The sequence below is a fragment of the Thalassotalea atypica genome (assembly GCF_030295975.1).
GTDB lineage: Bacteria > Pseudomonadota > Gammaproteobacteria > Enterobacterales > Alteromonadaceae > Thalassotalea_F > Thalassotalea_F atypica.
Window position 1 is genome coordinate 1,875,278 of record NZ_AP027364.1, and the last position, 19,382, is coordinate 1,894,659.

Below are 19,382 nucleotides of genomic sequence, written 5' to 3' on the forward strand. Positions count from 1 at the left end.
AGATCCACATTAAAGTATTTGACTTAATGATTTAGCATTGCCATTAAAAATGGCAGCGTGGCATTCTGCTAGTATAGATAGAGCGATACTTTCTGGTAATTCAGCACCAATGTCTAAACCTGCAGGGCCAGCTAGTTTAAATGCTAAATCTGCTTTTGAAATATTTGCCTCTCTTAACACTATATCCTGTCTATGAGAGGGGCCTAATAATGCACAATATTCTAACGCTATTCCTGATAAGACTCTTAATGCTTTTGCATCCATTTCTACGTTATGAGACATAACTATTGCAGCATCAACATACTTTAGCCAAGGTTCATTTTGTAATTCATTTATTTTGCACTTCACTATTTTTTGTGAAGATGGAAAGTGCTCAAGCCTTGCATTTGTTGGTCTGGGGTCCGCTACTATTACCTGCCAACCCAATTGAGAAGCAATTGTTACTAGAGGCCTAGCATCAATACCTCCTCCTATTACCAATAGTAAAGGTGGCGGAGCAAAACTTGAAATTAACCAGCTTTCACCTCCTACAATTTCAATACTCGCAGCGTTCTTATTTATTATAGATAATAAAGGTGCAGGAGCATAACCCGTTTCAACTTCACATATAGATCCAGTTGGGATTTTTTGCCTATAAATAACGGGTATGTTCACTTTTAGAGAACGGTAAATACTCTCAAGGTTAAGGTAGTTGTTATTTATATTTACCGGTTGTAAAAGAATATTTACGATTCCGCCACAACCTAAACCTGAATTAAATCCGTTATCAAACTCACTTGATGTGTCGTAACAAATTTTAAGTGCTTTATTTTCAATTAACGCCTGATTTGCTTTTCTATGCAAATCAGATTCTAAACACCCTCCACTCAATAAACCTAGCTTCCCACCAAAATCATTAAACAACATGTGAGATCCAGCTTTACGATATGAGGAGCCTTCCGTTGAATATATTGTACCTAACACCCATTGAAAGTTGTCTTTATCAGGAAACCATTTATCTAATAAATGAACTATATGATTGTTCACACTATTCACTTCCATCTTGTTATATTTATTAAGTAGTTAATAGTTAGCTAATTATTATTGGCTAACTATTAATTCATGTATACTAACTTTTAATATATAACTGTTATATATCAATAATTTGAAAAGACTATTCGAAATATGAGAAAAATAGACTTACTAAAAGCAATGAAAACTTTTACTGTTGTTGTTGAGTGCGGAAGCTTTAGTAAAGCATCGAAAGAGCTGAGTATAGTAACTTCTGCAATTAGTAAACAGATTAGCGATATTGAACAGCATTTCTCGGCACAATTATTAAACAGAACAACCCGAGCAATGCATATAACTGCAGAAGGTGAATTTTACTTAAAACGCTTTAATGAAATATTAGCAAAAGTGGAAGAACTAGAGAATATTTCAAAAAGTCGTAACAACAAAATTTCAGGAAAAATTCGAATATCAGCGCCAGTAGATTCAGAGTCTTTAGGTATTTTTAAACGCGCCAGTGAATTTGTTAAATTAAACCCACAAATAAATATTTCATGGGTATTTGTAAATAGATTTGTGAATATGGTCGAAGAGGGTGTCGATATAAGTGTTAGAATTGGTACTCTTTCAGACTCTAATCTAATTGCCAAAAGTTACGGCTCCACACACATACATTATGTTGCTTCCCCTCAGTATATAGATAGCCATGGTGTACCCAAACACCCAAAAGATTTGTCACAACATAGGTGCATATTAGATACGTCAAACCAAGAGCCATATCGTTGGCGTTATAATGAAAATGGCATCAAAAAACATATCCAATTAAAACCATTTATGGAGGTCAATGATGGTGTATCTGCGGCTAAACTTGCAGCAGAAGGACATGGGATAGCATTTTTACCTACCTTTTTAATGCATGATCAATTAAATTCAGGAATGGTTATTCCAATTCTTAGAGATTTTGAATTTGAGCCATCCCCTGTTTCAATTGTTTATCCGTATCACCTCCAGCATAACTCAGTTATTAAGTCGCTTATTGATTACATATTTAAAAAAGATGAGAGATGAGCATTAATTTAGTCGTTTCGAAAAATAAACAGATATATTTATTCAAGTGTCTATTTTAAGTCTTGAGGCATGCTAAATAGCCAATTATCGTGGAACTCTTGACTCTAATCAGACAATTTGCTTACGAGGGGACAAATAAACATAAAATCTATCTCGGTTTGTGCCCCAAAGCGAGATATATATTATTAATTAAAAATGAGGTTTTGAAGGTCCGCTGATCGCTAATAGCAGACCTTGAATACTTCAAAATTTGGTTACGGCCAAGAAAACCTCATTCTACAATTCTGATAGTTTCTGACTATCTATATAAGGAGAGTTAGCCAATTCTTAACTATTGGCTAACCGTTCTTGATTATCTATTTACCCGAAAATGTTGCGCATTAACGTAATCGCTTGTTCTACTGTTTTACCGTCTTGGACACTTTTTATGATGGTACTGCGCATATTGAGTAAGTATTTTGGGATATCGTCTTGAGCAAGCGCTTTATTCACTAGCTCTTCTGCCGAGGCTTTGGTGCGCTTTATTGTTCGCGTTTGACCACTTGAAGTGCGTTTAGGCTTGTCTCTGAGTTTGATGTAATTAGAGCCTTGAGCAAGAGTATCGTCCGCGAATAAGAATAAATCAGTCAAAATAGCGCGCTTATGCCAAAGTGCTAACTCTTGAGCATCGTCTGGTGCAGCTGCTTTCCACCATGGACAATGACGAAGAGTAACAATAAGTTCGTGCCAATAGTCATCAAAACTTTGGTTATTGAGTTTAACAATACCTAAGCCTTTGGATAGCACGTCTAGCTTGCTGTTAGTGACCACAATGAATTGATCAGGGCGACGCATCGACAATAATCGAGTCGCAGGGAATAGTGGAATTTTTTCGCCATTAGCGTGTAATGAGAATATTGTTTTGTACGCGTTTACAAAAGCTTGATAGTGGCTGTAGTCAACATTGCCTTCAACAGGAATATGTTGAAGCGCTTGCCCAAATTCTTCTGGGAAATCAGCAAGTAAATGTAGAAATACCTTCGCGCCTTTAGTTGCTCCAAACCATTCAGTATCGAACTTATATATACTTGGGTCATGCTGCGCAGTGTGTTTTCCAGCAAGGACCAAAACATCCTCTGAGCTTAATTCATTCATTGCAGTATTTTTGATTTCGTCGACATAGCTCAACAACGCTAAACGTTCGTCTAGTGCTTGAATGCTTGCATTATCATGAATGTATTTAGCAAATACTGGCCAAGGTAATACGCGAGCGAGTTTTAACTGGCTAATGCTAATGCCTGATACTAGCAATTCTGTTAGTTTTTTGAGTGGTTTAAATTGCTCAGGTTCCAATAACTCTTGATTTACCTTGTGCGTACAAATGTGGTGCAATTCCTTACACCAGGAAAGAAAATCGGTTGGGCAGTTTTCTACTTTTACGGCCATCAAGTTTAAGCTGAGTTCGGCAATAAAAATTAGAGAGTTTTGATAAAGGGTTTGCTCAGTATCGCTTAGCGACATTGCATTTGGGGAAGTTAAAAATGCTCTCATAAAACGAAGTCGGTATCCAGAATGAGTAATCAAAAATGAGGGGCGCATAATACTGATTACACAGTGCAGTGCAAGCGCAATTTTTGTCATTCGGCGAATAAATGAACGCCGCTTTTAATTACTTTTAAAAGCGGCGTATTTTTATACGGTTAATGGGTGATAATTAAACCAAAGGGAGTTGTTCGATTAATGTGACGGCAGGGGCTTAATATAATATTGATGTTGCCTTCTGCTATGTTGAATGTTGTTGTCTTGTTGCTGCAACATTTGCTTAGCTAGACTAAACATACTACGTTGGTTTAACGTTAAGTTGGCTAACCAATCATCACCTTGTCGTAATGGCATCACTTGCGGCAAGTTTTGTAGTGCTGTGTGCGCATCAAATTCTGGCAAAATACGCTCTGTAGCAAATAACACTCGGTCATATATTTGCGACTCTTCAATACGACCGCGTTGTCCCCAATGTACGATAAAATCTTGTGAAGAAGCACCCGACGCAGGGTTATTTGTGATCGCGATATCACGAGAAATACCATAACGAGATTGCATCATAAGCTCTTCAAACAACATCGCAAAGTCTTCACGTATTGAACGATAGCTATAAAAATACACCGCACCATCAGGTTCAAAAAGTAATTCAATATCTACGGGTAAATACGACTTCTGCTGCGTGGTTGCGTCTTCTCCTGCATACCGAACTTGCGCCAAATCTTTCATGATTTGACTCGCGAGCGGGTGAGTGACATCTAAAATATCTGATTGTGTACTGTGTTCAACTGCTTCATCTAAAATGCGTTTACTCGTGGATAGGCTCGACCAACGTGAGCTGGGAAAAAAATCATTGGCATGCGCTAATTCATGATAAAGCAGATAACCCAAATCATACAGGGTGTCGGCTGATGAACGCTCAACGCGGACATCCCACGGATAATTTGCACTGGCATAGTCATTGTTTTTGACATAACGCCAAATCATTTCAAACTGTAATTCTTCTCCAAACCCTGAACGATAATCAGGGGCTTCATTTATTGTGTCTCGTTCACTAGGTGTCAACCATAAGAATTCAGGGTCTAAATATATAGCGCCAGTGGCAGCCCAGTAAAATGCAGGACGAATATCATAAGAGATGACAATTGCCGTAGTTGCCCTAAGAAGGCGTTTGAAGTCTCCATGTGGGTCTTGCTGTTCGATAAAGTCTCTAAATCTGTCCCCCATCCATGGATGAGAAACCACCACGCGATCCATAATGTCTTCAACAGTGGGTGATAGCGTGTCTTGTGCAATTAAAGGTAGCCTATCCAACTGACATGAGCTGGTTAAGGTATTTGAATAGACGCAATCAACTATAACGTCAGCATATTTACTGTTGCTATTGAATGGGGCTACCTTTGCTAATGCGTCATCAAAATAGGCGTTGGATTGAATGGTCGGTTTGTCTTCAATCAAGACACTTATCTTGTCGGAATATGTGTTGTCGCCGTTATCACGAGCGCTAACGTCGAATTCTATAATTTGATCGCTTTCGACACTTGGGGCATTGAAATATACAACCGCGGGATCGTCACTGTCAGAAAAGCTAAGACTGGGGCCAGATAATTGAGTCCAGCTGACGCTGTCTAAATCTATATCATCGGCTAATTCGACTCTAAGCGAGACTTTATTTTGTTCAACCACTGCATGCCCTAAACGTGCGGTAATCTGATTTTCTTCTTCATTGACGGTGATGGTTTTCGTTAAATTTTGGTTTTGTCCATTTAGATTAAAGCTGGCTTGAAAGCTATAATCGCCTGCCACATCAGGGACAAACGAAATGACTTTACTGTTGGCGGCAAATAGCTCTACATTAGGCCCTGAAACTTGTTGCCATTTAATATCACTCACAGTTTGTTGGGGAAAATAAAGCAATAAATCTGTAGATTGTTTACGTAAAACGGTTTGTTCGTTCACCAAAATTTCTAGGGAATCAGGATCGGTAACAATTGGCGTGTTGGTATCGCTAGAGCCACCACCACCGCCACAGCCCTGTAGTGCAATAGCAGCACATAATGCAAATTGTTTCAGTTTAAAATCCATATTTCCCTCTAAATTTTGACTTATTGTTTTTAATGGCTAGTTTTACTCCCTGCTGACATTTTGCTCTTTTCTTCAGCAAGTTCTACCGAGAGCTTCTTAATACCAAGACCTAACTCTTTGCCTCTAAATTTCGCGTAATAGGTCGCACCAAAAAACATCAGTGCTGACAACACAAACTCAAGTGACGCTAAAAATGTTTCTTCTGGGTTGACCCAAAGGGTGGTCAAACTATGTAAAAAGTAAATCAGCACGACGAAATTAGCCCAAGCATAGGTATAAGGTTTGCCAAGGATTATGCCTCTCATCGGCAATAGTAAGGGCAAAATAAACAGCCCAAAAGATAAAAGCGGACTTAATGAACCGGGGTTAATAACAAACAACCACAGTGGCATGAGAATAAGTAAGCCGAAATAGCCTATTTTGGCAATTCTTCGATAGGTACTGGTTGCAAAAGGCTGAGCCTTTTCTAATTGTTCGTTCACGTTATGACTCATAAAAAGACGTTAACATTTTCTGGCGGACGGCCGATGATAGCTTTGTCATTGTTGGTGACAATTGGACGCTCAATAAGTTTAGGGGTAGTTACCATCGCAGAAATAAGCTGCTCGTCGCTTACCCCTTTTAGATTTTGTTCCTTAAACTCGACTTCCTTGGTACGCATCATTTCAATTGGGCTGACTCCCAATTGAGCCAATAATGCATTGATTGTTTGCTCATCAAGTGGTGTTTTAAGGTACTCAACAATTCTTACCTCTTTTCCTGCTTCTTCGATCAGTTGAAGTGTTTGACGGCTTTTTGAACATCTTGGGTTGTGGTATATCGTTAACATAATACTCTTTTCTTGGTTTATAAACGTTTCAGTTTTTCTTGTTGATCTTTAAATTGTAATATTCGCGCTTTAATGCGTTTTTGCAACAATTTGTCTTCGGTAAAAGTATAGCCTGTTTGCATTTCATCGATAGCGCGAGGATAGGCGCCTAATAGCGCATATACTTCTGCCTTAGATAAATGCATCATCGCTTTTTTATCAAGTTTTCGATAAATAGTGGTTAATAAATCATAGGCTATGAAGTGGCCAGGTTGTATGACCAAAAAGTCTTGTAATACTTCTGATGAAGCTTCTAATTGACCTGCTTCTTGCAATACATTGGCGTAATTAAGTGCCACCACTTGGTTTTTAGGCATCAGCAAGTTTAAGTCTGAGAGCATTTTTAATGCGGGTTCAAACTGCTTCAAAGAAATATAAACGTCAGATAGGGCGTCCACGAAAAACAAGTTGTTTGGGTCGTCTTTATGCAGAGCAGTAAGTATTGAAAGCGCCTTTTGAGATTCTTTATTTTCAAAATAAGACAATGCAAGGCCGTATTGAGCGGCTACTTTAAGCGTGTATTTTTGTTTTTTAATCAAATCTTCATAATAAGCTATATTATCCGTTGCGTTTCCTTGATAACGTGATTTTATTCGTGATTTGCTTAGTTCAAAATCAAGGCTTGGCGCAATATTTCTGTTCGGATAATTCTGCGCTCTCAGCCTTGCATCAGTGATTCGCGAGTCTGGTAATGGGTGAGTTAACAGCATAGCTGGCAGCTTTGTGCTGTAGCGATATTTTTCAGACATTTTATTGAAAAAATCAGGCGCGCCCATGGGGTCGAAATTACTGTTGGCAAGCAATTGAATACCAACACGATCCGCTTCTTTTTCATTGCCTCGGGTATAGTTAATACCTGCTTGCTGTGATGCTGCCATTGATGCGCTTAATGTCGCCATTCCCACTGTTGGGTTTACTAAAGCAAGTAAAACACCACCTAACATGGTGGCCATGGTCATTGGTTGTGATCTACTTTGTGCTTCTAGTCTACGCGCTAAGTGGCGTTGAGTCACATGAGAGACCTCGTGGGCTAATACTGATGCTAGCTCGCTTTCTGTCGATGCTGTAGTGATCAGACCTGAATGAACCCCCACGTGACCGCCAAAAAAGGCGAACGCGTTAAGCTCTTTATTATCAATCACAAAAAACTCAAATTTATAGTTCACGTCTTGGGCATTTTGAACGAGTAAATTACCTAAATGATTCATGTATTCATCTAAAACAGGATCATTAATCAGCGGCTGAGAAGCTCTTAATTGTCTCATCATTGCATCACCGACTATGCGCTCTTTGTCGATAGAAAGTATGCTTGAGCCAGCGGCTCCAATTTCTGGCAAGTCGTTCTTAGAGCTATCTTGAGCTGGAACAATCGCGCTGGTGGTCATCAAAGCAAATGCACAACTTAATACTAAAGGTTTAATCTTAAACAAGGGTAATTCCATTCAAATTTATGTTCGTAGAGCAATTGATTTTCTCTACAAACTTGGGTTTCTGTGCTTTTTGTTAACCTCTTTGAAAAATTCAGCGATGTTATAGCCTCTTATTTCTATGACATCAAAATGAACTTTGAGTAGCTCTAGAAGTTCTTGAACACGTACGTAAATATGCTTAATTAAGGCAAAATCTGCTTCATCGCCTTTTTGGACTGTTTGAATAGCAAAATTGGGCAAGCTGCTAACGCGAAATAACCTTCGCATTGATTCAGGGTGCCACTTAATAAACGGGCAATGAGGTGAGTCAATCATAGGCAACAGCGCTATTTCACCGTCAATGTAGGGATAACAATGTAATTCGTAGCCCATTTCATTATAAATGTGTCTTAATACAACTCTTGGCTTAAATTTAACATCTATACGCCCAAACTCATCTATAGAACCATCTAGCTTTTTTAAGTTCCAATTGTTTTTATTTAATATTGATTTATAGCCGCTATCAAAGCCGTGAGTAAGTAGTTCATCCAGTTCACTAGCCGAGCTGGTAGCCATCTGATAAAGCGTTGATGACTCTCCCCAAGTAAGCTTTTTTTTATAGGCATTAATTTCTTTTAAACTTGGGTTTTCAGGTAGTGAATTCATAAATTGCTAGTTTAAACTCAGTTTTTTGGATAAATGGAAATTCAATCATTGTATTCGATTGTCGCAAATTAGATAATTAAACTAAAGTGTTGTTTAAAAATTTTAAAATGATTTACGAATATGATGCTACTTTAGATAAATGTCCCTTGCCTTTAGTCAAACTTAGGGTTGTTTTAAAAAAGATGGCGGCAAAAGACAGTTGTATCATTCGCTTGGCGGACAGTGGTTCAAAAAGTGATATTCCGAAGTTATTGTATAAACAACAATACCCTTTCACCACTAAACAGCTAAGCAACAATGTAGTCGAACTACATATTTATAATAGGTAATTATTCATGGTTAGGTTTTTTTCGGAGTGGTACACCCGAAAGTTTTCAGATCCACAAGCAGTCACATTGTTGGTGATTTTAGTTTCATCCTTTTTGTTTGTTTATTTCTTTAGTGATCTATTAATGCCTGTGTTTGTCGCACTGGCTATTGCATTTCTACTGGACTTACCGGTTAATCGACTTAAAGCCTTGGGGCTCTCTAGAACTATGAGTGTGACCATTGTGGTTAGTGCTTTTGTTGGTTTTTCATTGGTCACCTTATTGGGCTTAATGCCGTTAGTATGGCAGCAGGGAAGTAACTTATTACAAGAATTGCCAACGATGATCTCGGAAGTGAAAATCTATTTGTTGGCATTACCAGAAAAGTATCCTGAGATTATTCAAGCAAGCCAAATTGAAACCATTATTTCAGCCACTAGGGATAAATTTATAGAGTGGGGGGAGGTTATTTTACAAGTATCACTCAACTCTATTTCCAACTTGGTTGCCTTAATTATTTATTTGATTTTAGTACCAATTATGGTTTTCTTCTTCTTGAAAGATAAAAAAACACTACTGAATGAATTTACCAATTTTCTGCCACAAAATAGAAAGATGGCTACAGAAGTTAGCGACGAAATGAATCGTCAAATATTAAATTATATTCGTGGTAAACTCATAGAGATTTTAATCATTGGCGGTGTGTCGATGATAACCTTCGCGTTGCTCGACTTGCGCTATACAGTATTACTTGGTGTTTTAGTTGGCTTGTCGGTATTGGTGCCCTATGTTGGTGCTACGCTAGTGACATTGCCGGTTATGTTGGTTGCTTTTTTCCAATGGGGTATTAGCCCAGAGTTTGGCACTGTAATGATCGCCTATGGCATCATCCAAGCCTTAGACGGCAATTTGCTAGTACCTATTTTATTTTCCGAAGCCGTTAACTTACACCCTGTGACTATTATCGTTGCAGTAATCTTGTTTGGTGGTTTATGGGGATTTTGGGGGGTGTTTTTCGCCATACCATTGGCAACGTTGGTCAAAGCGGTTTTAAACGCTTGGCCAAAGACAAGCCAGCCACAAGAGTTTATCGAAGAAAAATAATTAGGTCATCACCCATTTATAAAAAGCGCCTTGGGCGCTTTTAGTGTTACTTCTCGTTAATAATGTATTTAGGAGCCAGACTTTCTTTAAGTAAAACTATCAAATTAATAAACCCTTATTTATAATTCTAGTGTCAATTCTTCACTCTATGCACATTTTAAAGGTAATTCATGAATTCAGATAATATCTACGAAAACAACCCGCTTCATGGCGTCAAACTGGAGCAAGTATTACAAGAATTAGTAGATCATTATGGTTTTGAAATTTTGTATGCGTATTTGAATTTAAATTGCTTTAAAACCAACCCAAGCATTCCATCAAGCATTAAGTTTTTGAAAAAAACACAATGGGCGAAAGACAAAGTGGAAGCGTTTTATATGTACCAGTATAAAAGCTTGCCCAAAGCCGATGATAAGCAGTTTGAACTACCTCCACGCGATAGAGTAGTTCCGGCCCATCAAAAAACAGGGGCACCGAAAGAGCTAAGCTTAGAAGATGCTGAGCGATTGCGGTTGAAAAGGGCAGAAAAAACCAGAGAAAGAGCTAGCAAATCATCGTCAAAATCTTCATCTGATCCTTGGGCCAATTACAAATAATATGTGATGCTTATGAAAATTGAACAGAGCTCAATTATCGAATAGAAGAATTTAAAAGAGACTAGGTTGGGTTAACCTATAGTCTCTTTTATAAATGGCATTTATCAGGTAATCAGGTTTTTAGTTATTCTCTAAAAACTCTAAGACTACCTCATGATGATTCTTAGTTTTAAACTTATTGAACACATGGCTGATGTTACCGTCTAGGCCAATAAGAAAACTCAAGCGATGGATGCCATCATATTCACGTCCCATAAATTTTTTCAAACCCCAGACACCAAAATCATCGGCTACTTTGTGATCAACGTCCGAAAGCAAAGTAAAGTTCAATTCATCGCGTTGACAGAACTTATCTAATCGTTTCGGTTCATCAGGACTAATACCAAACACTACCGTATTGTTTTTTTTCAGCGCGTCTTTGCTGTCACGTAACCCTTGGGCTTGAACTGTACAGCCTGGTGTCATAGCCTTTGGATAAAAGTAAACCAGTACTTGTTGTTTGCCAATATAATCAGCTAATTTGACCATCTCGCCGTTTTGATCGGCTAGCTCAAAAGAGGGTGCTTTGTCACCGGCTTGTAACGTTTTCATGTGTGATCCTATTGATGTTTAATCTGCTTAATACAGCCTTGAACATTGAACTGTTCACAAAGCTCTAAAAATTGTGTTTCTAGGGTATCTATATTAGCGGTCTCATTGACTGTAAATTCAATGACTGCACTCATCATATTGGTTTGTGGAGATATGTCCGATTTGAGTGAGGAGATATCCAAATTGTGATGGGCAAAAAATGATGTGACCGATTTTAAAATACCGGGTTGATCTATACCTGAATATTGGGCTTGATAGTACTGGCTTATATCTAAAGTTTTGTAGCCAGAAGTGCGTTTCATCATGGTGAGTAAATCCAGGCTGTGCGCTAGCGCTGGCAACTTTGCTTCCAATTGGTTTATTTCGCGAACATCGCCTTTTAGTAGCATGATAAACGAAAATTCATGGCCAAATATTGCCATTCGGCTATCCATAATATTGCAGCCGCATTCGCTCGCTAATTTGGTTAGCTCACTTACACACCCCGTCCTATCAGCGCCCATGGCCGTTAGTACTAAATATTGAGACATGTAGTAATACCCCATTAATGGAAAAGGGCGCTATTGTAACCAGAATAATTACAAATTTTAACCCTTTGGTGCGTGTTCACGGATATTCATCTCGAAAATCACAGATTTGCCACACGTTAAAAAAATGTGGTGTATCATTAAATTAGTGCGTTACAGCCATTGTCTTGTTCAACATTGAGGGGATTAATTTAATTACATTCACAACTTGTGTTTGTATATGTGGACAAGTACCATGTGGCGCAATTAGAGATTATACGGGTAAAAGATATGTTTTTTGGGAGTATCGTAGCGTTGATTACGCCATTTACCTCTGAAAATTGTATTGATTTTGATTGTGTTACCCAGCTAGTTAAATGGCATATAGACAGCGGCACTTCAGCCATAGTTGTTGCCGGAACTACTGGAGAATCACCAACATTATCTGACGATGAGAAATTTGAACTTGCGCAACATGTTGTTGACGTAAGCCAAGGAAAAATAAAGATCATTGTTGGCAACGGTAGCAATAATACTTATGCCAGTTGCCAACTAACACGCCGGTTAAATAGTTTGAATATTGACGGCTACCTGACGGTGACCCCATATTATAATAAGCCGACAAATGAAGGCCTAATAGCTCATTATAGTGAAATCGCTCGGGCAACAACACTGCCCATTATTCTATACAATGTGCCTAGCCGTACGGCGTGTGATTTACCAAACGAGGTTGTTGCAAAGCTTTCTGAACTTTCTAACATTGTTGGACTCAAAGACGCTACAGCTGATTTATCGCGTATCGATAAGTTAAGAGCTAAATGTGGTGCATCGTTTACATTGCTCAGTGGTGATGATGAGACAGGCTTTGAATTTTGTCGATTAGGGGGAGATGGTGTTATCTCAGTAACAGCAAATGTTGTCCCACAAACCATGGCTGCAATACAAGCACACTTAAATAACAATAATATTAAGCAGGCAAAAGCGTTAGAACTAGATTTGGTTGCATTACACAGAGATTTATTTATTGAATCAAACCCTATTGCAGTAAAATGGGCATTGTATTATTTGAAAAAAATACCAAATGCCTTATTACGTTTGCCTTTGACTATGATATCGTCACAGGCTAAACAAAAAATAGAACAAACAATAGTTAAATCGAATTTATATCCGCAGGAGAATTAATGAGTCGTCGTATTTTTTATTATTCAATTTTATCTTTATCTATTGCCGCCTGTAGTGGTAATGATGCTAGACGAGCGACTGGTGACTTTGAATATGCAAATAAGCAAGAAGCTAGTGTAATTAAAGTCCCTGAAAATTTAAACAAACCTGTTACCAAAAATGATTTTGAAATAGTAGATGAAGCCAAAGTCAGTGGCCCCACAGGTGCAGAAGTCGATGTGAGAGCGCCATCATTAGTACTGCCTGTTGCCGCTTCTTCACGAGTTGTCACTCAATCAAGCGACGCAATTATTTGGTTTGATAAAGTACTTGAAGACAAGGATTTGAAAGTCTTTATTGTTGATGCTATTAAAAAGGAAGTAAGTGAAAGCGGTACAACTATTGAGAGCGAATCAGCGGACGGACTGACGCTGACAACAGGGTGGATACACCGAGAAAAAGAAGAAGGTGTTTTGCTAAAAGACACGGTGCTATCGGAAAGTAAAAAATTCGATATCATAGTTGGAACAAAGCCTCATGGTCGAAGTGTTTCGGTACAAGTGAAACTAGTTGATTACATGTTGACGAATAAGTCAGGCTCGACTAAACAAGCAGATCCTATTGATCAAGTACGTGCTGAAATGGCGATGTTGAACGCTATCACTTCACAAGTTGATTATACATACCGACTGCAACAACGTGAAAACCACTTACTGAGAGCGAGCCAAAAAATCGTTTCATTGGCAGAAAACAACGAAGGTGAAGCAGCATACCTTGTTGAAATGGAGCTTGAATTGTTATGGCAAAACCTTCCTATTTTCTTTGAACGCCATGGTTTTAAAGTCGCTGATATTAATGAGTCTAAACATATCTATTTTGTTGATTTCGTCAAACCGGAAACAAGTATTTGGGATTCAATTTGGGGTGATGAAGTACCAGTTGTCGATTTAGAGAATCGGAAATATCAATTTGTGTTGTCGAAAAAAGAGAGCTCAAGTTTTGTCACGATTTATGATGAAGATGGTTTAGTGTTAAATGAAGATAAGCTTGAACTGATTTTCCCAGTGATGGAGCCGGGTTTATCGTTTAGGGATTTATAATCGTATTGTGCAAAAAAAACTCCGCTAGTCGGAGTTTTTTTTTGTTGAGAATTTTTTTTCAGAAAAGCTCGGTGGCTCTTGTTTCGATTTATTGGTTCTCGGTAATGTTTCTTTTAGTTCATTCAAACCTTTCTTGCGCAAAGGCATGGCCGAATTTTTGTGAAGGGTACTGAAATTACCAATTACAAAGAGCGCGACTACAATCACGACTATGATTGGGAGCCAATTATCCATTGGTTGTGTCCTGTAGGTTAAAAACACTGCTAATAAAGCGATTATACAACATATCGATGTTGTCGATCAGAGTTTGTTTCCCTTTAATGTCGGCGTCTAAAAGTGTTGATATCAGTGCGCTGACGTCGAAAGCTTTTTCAAATTGCTGTGCGACGGGCTGATACGATATATGCCACGGCTCACCAGCGACCCCACCTTTAAAAGTGTCATAAGGAAAAGTGAAGTCAAATGTCTTGGCGTTGTCCTGTAACCATATATGCAAATCACTCAATGGACCACCAGCGGAATATTCTGATTTTTCAAGCCTTAACTTATAGTTTTCTGGTAATAGGTTAGGGGCATAAACGTCAATATCTGTGCCCCAATGATGACGACTTCCACCAGGTAGTGCAGAAAAGAGCATAATGGATTCAATTAATGCAAGCTCTGATAATTCACTGATTTGTAAAGGCTGTTCGTTGATATCAAGCACAGCTAATTCACCCGTGAATTTTCTATTCCAAATACTTAGCTGACGCTCAAAAGAACGATAGCCACTGGCGATAGACAACTCAATATTATCTTGTTGTGCTGCCCTTACCATACGCTGCCACGCAGCGAGCATACCTTGGTTAATGCCAATGTTGGGTTTTAACCAATGGATATGTGTTTGTGCTTGCCCAACGAGTTCTGCCGTTAAGATGCGGGGCATAAAATATTGACCATGCTGTGGTAATAAATGTCGACTAATTGGTATAAATCATCTACAGAAACACATTCATTGATTTGATGGATTGTTGCGTTGCACGGCCCTAGTTCCAATACTTCTGCACCCGTCGGAGCGATAAATCGACCATCTGAGGTACCACCAGAGGTAGAAAGCAATGCTTCACGCCCTGTAACTTTCGATATAGCATCTGTCACACCGTCGAGTAATACTCCTGGTTCGGTGATAAAGGGTTTACCGTTGTACGTCCACGTTATGTCGAAATCTAGCTCATGTGCATGAAGAATGTTTTCAACTTTTTCGACAATGACTTGATCGTTTAACTCTGTGCTATAACGTAAATTAAACCACGCGGTCAAATCACCAGGTACCACATTAGTGGCGCCAGTCCCCGATTTAATATTGGTTAACTGAAAACTGGTTTCAGGGAAATAACTGTTGCCATGATCCCAGTGGGTTTGGCTTAGCTCAGCTAAAGCAGGCATCGCAAAATGAATGGGGTTTTTAACATGCTCAGGGTAGGCGACATGGCCTTGTTTTCCTTTGATTTTGAGCTCACCAGAAATGGATCCTCGACGGCCATTCTTAACTACATCGCCGACTAGGTGAGAGCTTGAGGGCTCACCTACAATACAATAGTCAATTTTTTCGTTTCTTGCTTCTAATGTATCAATAACCCGTGTTGTTCCATTAATAAATGGGCCTTCTTCATCACTGGTAATCAAATAACTGATAGATCCCGAATGAGCTGGATGATCTGTGACAAATTTAACGGTAGCGGCAAGCATTGCAGCAAGACTACCTTTCATGTCTGCTGCTCCACGACCAAAGAGCATCTTATTATGAATGACTGGCTCAAATGGAGGTGTATGCCATAAGGTTAAATCCCCTGTTGGTACAACGTCTGTGTGCCCAGCAAAACAAAAAACCGGTTTGCTTTGACCTTTTCTTGCCCACATGTTCGTGGTGTCATCAAATACCATGGTCTCAATATCAAAGCCCAGTGGCGCAAGTATGTCGGCCATTAACTGCTGGCATCCTGCATCTTCTGGCGTTACAGACTCTCTAGTGATAAGCGCTTTGGCTAGGTCGATTACGTCTTGATTCATTACGTAAAAATCTCTTGGTATTGCGCTGCTTTAAAACCTACGGTCAAGTCATTGTCTTTAATCAGGACCGGTCGCTTTATCAATGTTGGCTGTTCAAGGAATAACTCAAAAGCACTGTCTCGGCTCATGTTACTTTTTTGTTCATCACTTAGATTGCGATAGGTAGTACTTCGCTTGTTCAGAAGCAAATTCCAGTCTGAATATTCGAAAAATTGGGTTAATGTTTTCGGTGTGAGCCCGTCTTTTCTGAAATCATGAAAAGTGTATTCTATTTGATTATCGGTTAACCATTTTTGTGTTTTTTTTATTGTATCGCAGTTGTGAATACCATAGATGGTGGTCATTTATCGCCCTTACTCTTTGAATTGATTAGTCTAGAATAACTTGGTACTGATTTGCATTTAGTGCTTCAACCGCTTTTTCTACTGTATTCTCTTTTACTAATATGTAGTCGGTATCAAAGGTTGAAATAGCAAATATGCTAATTTTTTCGTTCGCTAGTACTGTGGAAATGTTCGAAAGAATGCCCGTTAAGCTAAACCCTAGTGGACCTACAACTTCAAGTGCGCGCCAGTCGGGCTCAACATCATCACTGGTGATTTCAAAGCTGCTCGGTAAAACAATAGAAACTTCATCAAAGGTTTTTGCAATAAAAAATATTGGTGCATCAAAAACTTTTTGAGGAATAGGGGTTGATACCGCCATACTGTGAATTGAAAAATTTTCGGATAATAATTGCAGGGTAAGTTTTTTGCTCATTAGGATTTTAGCTTTCAAAACAGACTAACTATCTACTATACCAGATTGTTATTCAATGACTATCATATCCGTGAAGTTGGCGCAGATGTGTAGGTAATTAATTCAATAAAATTAGAGGGTAAAGATTGTTACATGTCAAAAACTTAAAATATTAGGGTTTAAGGATCGTTTTAAGTTGAAGCAGTTGAAAATATATATTTATCTTCTAAGTAATTCCGCATTATTTTGACAAATACTTAAAAACACTTTAGAAATGATATCCACAAAAGCTGTGGATATCATTGTGAACAAGCTCGGCTCAACTCTCTATCTCATTGTAAAATATAAAATAAAAACATGGTTCATTTTTTGACACTATAATTTGATATGGTTATTGTCATTAAAGTGTCAAAAATAACAATAATCTTCTGTAAATAGACCTATATAAAGATTTATTGAACTTAAACTCTTGTGTTTAGGCTAAATCGATGACTTTTAGTTACTTTTTGCTTGAATAGCTGTTAAGGCAATAGTGTATACAATATCGTCAACCAAAGCGCCACGTGAAAGATCGTTTACAGGTTTCCCCATGCCTTGTAGCATTGGACCTATACTAATTAAATCAGCAGAGCGTTGCACTGCCTTGTATGTTGTATTTCCTGTGTTCAAATCAGGGAATATAAAGACATTGGCTTTACCAGCAACAGGGCTGTTTGGCGCTTTTTTCTTGGCAACATTTTCCATGATAGCAGCGTCATACTGCAGTGGTCCATCGATCACCAAATCTGGTCGTTTTTCTTGAGCAAGTTTTGTAGCTAAAGTTACTTTTTCAACATCTGCGCCGTGCCCAGAGCTGCCAGTGCTGTAGCTGATCATCGCAACTTTAGGATCAATACCAAAACTGATCGCAGATTCTGCTGATTGTATTGCAATATCGGCGAGCTGCTCTGCATTAGGATCAGGGTTTATTGCACAATCACCATAAACCAGTACTTGGTCCGGTAAGAGCATGAAAAAGACTGAGGAGACCAGTGAACATCCTTCTGCGGTCTTCACAAGTTGTAAGGCCGGTCGGATGGTATTGGCTGTTGTATTCACCGCACCAGAGACTAGGCCATCAACCTGACCTAACTGTAGCATCATAGTGCCGAGTACTACTGTATCTTGTAATTCTTGTCGAGCCAGCCCATCTGTTAATCCTTTATGTTTTCTAAGCTCGACCATTGGATTAACATAATTTTCAATGATGCTTGTAGGATCCGTGATCAATACTCCTGAGGGTAGGCTGATCCCTTGTTGTTCAGCAATCAGTAAAATCTCTTCTTTATTCCCGAGTAATTGGCACCGTGCTATTTTTCTTTGCGCACAAATAGCGGCCGCTTTGATGGTTCTAACATCTGTTCCTTCTGGTAGCACGATCAATTTATCGGCTTGTTGTGCGAGATGAGTGAGTTTATGTCTAAAGGCTGGCGGCGACATTAAAGCAGTTCCACCTGCGTACGCTTTAAGATCATCTAACCAATCACTACTGATATTATCTGCAATATATTGCTTGATACGGTCTTGCCTTTGGATATCGTCACTCGGAATTTCAGGATTGTAATTCATTATATAGCGAGATGTTTGCCACGTATCCCAAGGTACTGACAGTATTGGTAAACCAGCATCTAGTGCTTGTTTACACAAGGCGGTGACATTTTCGTTAGGTATGTAGCCATTGGTCAGTAGCAAAGCTCCAACTTTTGTCCCATTGAGCGCAGAAAGGCAAGTGGCGATGATAATATCAACGCGATCACCGGGAGTTACAATTAATCGGCCAGGCACAAGATGGCTTACTAAATTTGCTACCGAGCGAGCACAAAATGTCACACTCCGAATTCTTCGGTGTGACATGTCCCCAGCATTCAGTACCGTTGCTTCTAAGTAATCGGCAATGTCTTTTACGCGTGGTGCGATTAATTCTAGCTCCCAAGGAATTGAGCCCAATAATTTAAAGTTGGAATTTCTAAAAATTGATAGATTTTGCCAGGGGCTCAAATCAATATCTTCGATTATTTCATGCTCGCGGGGGAGTAAGCCAAATTCATCTTTATCAGGGGAGTTTAGCTTATTGATAATACAACCCAGCAATCTCTTATTCTTTATGCCACCATAAGTTTGTGCGGTAACTTCAATCCGATCTTCAAATTGCTCGGTATCATCACTATCAGGTGCAGCAACAAGCACTATTTCAGCTGATAATGCTTGTGCAACGTCTCGATTAATTCGAGCAGCATACGGCTGCCGTGTAGTGGGGATCAAGCCTTCAATAATAACCAATTCATTGTCTTGCTCTAATGCTTCGCAATTGGCGACAATTTTTTCTAGGATAACTTCGGTGTCACCGTCGCCCATTTTTTCTTCGACATGACTTAATGGAATAGAGTATTCATGCTCTGTAAAGTATGCATCATCTTTGGAACCCAGCCTTTTGTTGCGCGCAGTTTGACTGATTGGTTTAAAGTGACCAATTTTGATGCCTTGTTGTTGGCAGGCATGAACCATGCCTAACACTACGCTGGTTAAGCCGACACCGAAACCGACGGGGACGAGCATGACACGATGTGATTTTTTAATGGGCGCCAT

The 19,382-nt window shown here is 39.0% G+C and carries 20 protein-coding genes; 6 read left to right on the top strand and 14 right to left on the bottom strand.

Annotated features, from left to right (window positions below; translation table 11 throughout):
- Positions 1–9: 9 nt before the first annotated feature.
- A complete protein-coding gene (locus QUE03_RS08710) occupies positions 10–1,026 on the bottom strand; it encodes an XdhC family protein (protein ID WP_286267148.1) in 1,017 nt (338 codons plus the stop codon).
- Between the two features lie 138 nt (positions 1,027–1,164).
- On the opposite strand from QUE03_RS08710, the gene QUE03_RS08715 reads away from it, so the two are divergent.
- Positions 1,165–2,058, top strand: coding sequence for a LysR family transcriptional regulator (locus tag QUE03_RS08715; protein WP_286267150.1), 894 nt, complete (start codon positions 1,165–1,167; stop codon positions 2,056–2,058).
- Positions 2,059–2,418: 360 nt separating this feature from the next.
- Here QUE03_RS08715 and QUE03_RS08720 read toward each other — a convergent pair whose 3' ends face one another.
- From QUE03_RS08720 to QUE03_RS08745, 6 genes are all read right to left on the bottom strand, one after another.
- Positions 2,419–3,588: a hypothetical protein gene (locus QUE03_RS08720; RefSeq protein WP_286267154.1), complete on the bottom strand. Its 1,170-nt coding sequence runs from the start codon at positions 3,586–3,588 to the stop codon at positions 2,419–2,421.
- Between the two features lie 186 nt (positions 3,589–3,774).
- The gene (locus tag QUE03_RS08725) at positions 3,775–5,661 is read right to left on the bottom strand and encodes a hypothetical protein (RefSeq protein ID WP_286267156.1); all 1,887 of its coding nucleotides are present in this window, start codon (positions 5,659–5,661) and stop codon (positions 3,775–3,777) included.
- Between the two features lie 29 nt (positions 5,662–5,690).
- Complete coding sequence (locus QUE03_RS08730) at positions 5,691–6,143, bottom strand: DUF2069 domain-containing protein (RefSeq protein ID WP_286267158.1); 453 nt, start codon at positions 6,141–6,143, stop codon at positions 5,691–5,693.
- A gap of 8 nt (positions 6,144–6,151) precedes the next feature.
- Complete coding sequence (arsC, locus tag QUE03_RS08735; RefSeq protein ID WP_286267161.1) at positions 6,152–6,490, bottom strand: arsenate reductase (glutaredoxin); 339 nt, start codon at positions 6,488–6,490, stop codon at positions 6,152–6,154.
- A 17-nt stretch (positions 6,491–6,507) separates the two neighbouring features.
- Complete coding sequence (gene bepA / locus QUE03_RS08740) at positions 6,508–7,959, bottom strand: beta-barrel assembly-enhancing protease (protein WP_286267163.1); 1,452 nt, start codon at positions 7,957–7,959, stop codon at positions 6,508–6,510.
- A gap of 45 nt (positions 7,960–8,004) precedes the next feature.
- On the bottom strand, positions 8,005–8,604 hold the full coding sequence (locus tag QUE03_RS08745; RefSeq protein ID WP_286267165.1) for a hypothetical protein: 600 nt from the start codon (positions 8,602–8,604) through the stop codon (positions 8,005–8,007).
- Between the two features lie 107 nt (positions 8,605–8,711).
- Here QUE03_RS08745 and QUE03_RS08750 point away from each other — a divergent pair, with 107 nt between their 5' ends.
- The 3 genes from QUE03_RS08750 to QUE03_RS08760 all read left to right on the top strand — a co-directional run bounded on the left by QUE03_RS08750 (position 8,712) and on the right by QUE03_RS08760 (position 10,612).
- On the top strand, positions 8,712–8,933 hold the full coding sequence (locus tag QUE03_RS08750; protein WP_286267167.1) for a sulfurtransferase TusA family protein: 222 nt from the start codon (positions 8,712–8,714) through the stop codon (positions 8,931–8,933).
- A 6-nt stretch (positions 8,934–8,939) separates the two neighbouring features.
- The gene (locus tag QUE03_RS08755; RefSeq protein WP_286267169.1) at positions 8,940–10,016 is read left to right on the top strand and encodes an AI-2E family transporter; all 1,077 of its coding nucleotides are present in this window, start codon (positions 8,940–8,942) and stop codon (positions 10,014–10,016) included.
- Positions 10,017–10,186: 170 nt separating this feature from the next.
- Positions 10,187–10,612 (top strand): VF530 family protein, encoded by a 426-nt coding sequence (locus QUE03_RS08760; protein ID WP_286267171.1) that lies wholly within the window; start codon positions 10,187–10,189, stop codon positions 10,610–10,612.
- Between the two features lie 120 nt (positions 10,613–10,732).
- On the opposite strand, the gene bcp is transcribed toward QUE03_RS08760, so the two are convergent.
- Positions 10,733–11,203 (bottom strand): thioredoxin-dependent thiol peroxidase, encoded by a 471-nt coding sequence (gene bcp / locus QUE03_RS08765; RefSeq protein WP_286267173.1) that lies wholly within the window; start codon positions 11,201–11,203, stop codon positions 10,733–10,735.
- Between the two features lie 8 nt (positions 11,204–11,211).
- Complete coding sequence (locus tag QUE03_RS08770) at positions 11,212–11,733, bottom strand: glycine cleavage system transcriptional repressor (protein ID WP_286267175.1); 522 nt, start codon at positions 11,731–11,733, stop codon at positions 11,212–11,214.
- A gap of 267 nt (positions 11,734–12,000) precedes the next feature.
- Between QUE03_RS08770 and dapA the strand changes: the two genes are divergently transcribed.
- The gene (dapA, locus tag QUE03_RS08775; RefSeq protein WP_286267176.1) at positions 12,001–12,891 is read left to right on the top strand and encodes a 4-hydroxy-tetrahydrodipicolinate synthase; all 891 of its coding nucleotides are present in this window, start codon (positions 12,001–12,003) and stop codon (positions 12,889–12,891) included.
- The gene (gene bamC, locus QUE03_RS08780) at positions 12,891–13,970 is read left to right on the top strand and encodes an NlpB/DapX family lipoprotein (protein WP_286267178.1); all 1,080 of its coding nucleotides are present in this window, start codon (positions 12,891–12,893) and stop codon (positions 13,968–13,970) included. Before dapA ends, bamC begins: the two co-directional genes overlap by 1 nt.
- 226 nt (positions 13,971–14,196) lie before the next feature.
- Here the strand turns inward: bamC and QUE03_RS08785 are convergent, their stop codons facing one another.
- From QUE03_RS08785 to pta, 5 genes are all read right to left on the bottom strand, one after another.
- On the bottom strand, positions 14,197–14,895 hold the full coding sequence (locus tag QUE03_RS08785) for a M15 family metallopeptidase (RefSeq protein ID WP_286267180.1): 699 nt from the start codon (positions 14,893–14,895) through the stop codon (positions 14,197–14,199).
- Positions 14,880–16,019, bottom strand: a complete 1,140-nt coding sequence (gene dapE / locus QUE03_RS08790; protein WP_286267181.1) for a succinyl-diaminopimelate desuccinylase — start codon at positions 16,017–16,019, stop codon at positions 14,880–14,882. Before dapE ends, QUE03_RS08785 begins: the two co-directional genes overlap by 16 nt.
- On the bottom strand, positions 16,019–16,363 hold the full coding sequence (locus QUE03_RS08795) for an ArsC family reductase (protein WP_286267183.1): 345 nt from the start codon (positions 16,361–16,363) through the stop codon (positions 16,019–16,021). Before QUE03_RS08795 ends, dapE begins: the two co-directional genes overlap by 1 nt.
- Before the next feature lie 25 nt (positions 16,364–16,388).
- Positions 16,389–16,778: an ACT domain-containing protein gene (locus QUE03_RS08800; RefSeq protein ID WP_286267185.1), complete on the bottom strand. Its 390-nt coding sequence runs from the start codon at positions 16,776–16,778 to the stop codon at positions 16,389–16,391.
- Positions 16,779–17,252: 474 nt separating this feature from the next.
- Positions 17,253–19,382: a phosphate acetyltransferase gene (gene pta / locus QUE03_RS08805; protein ID WP_286267187.1), complete on the bottom strand. Its 2,130-nt coding sequence runs from the start codon at positions 19,380–19,382 to the stop codon at positions 17,253–17,255.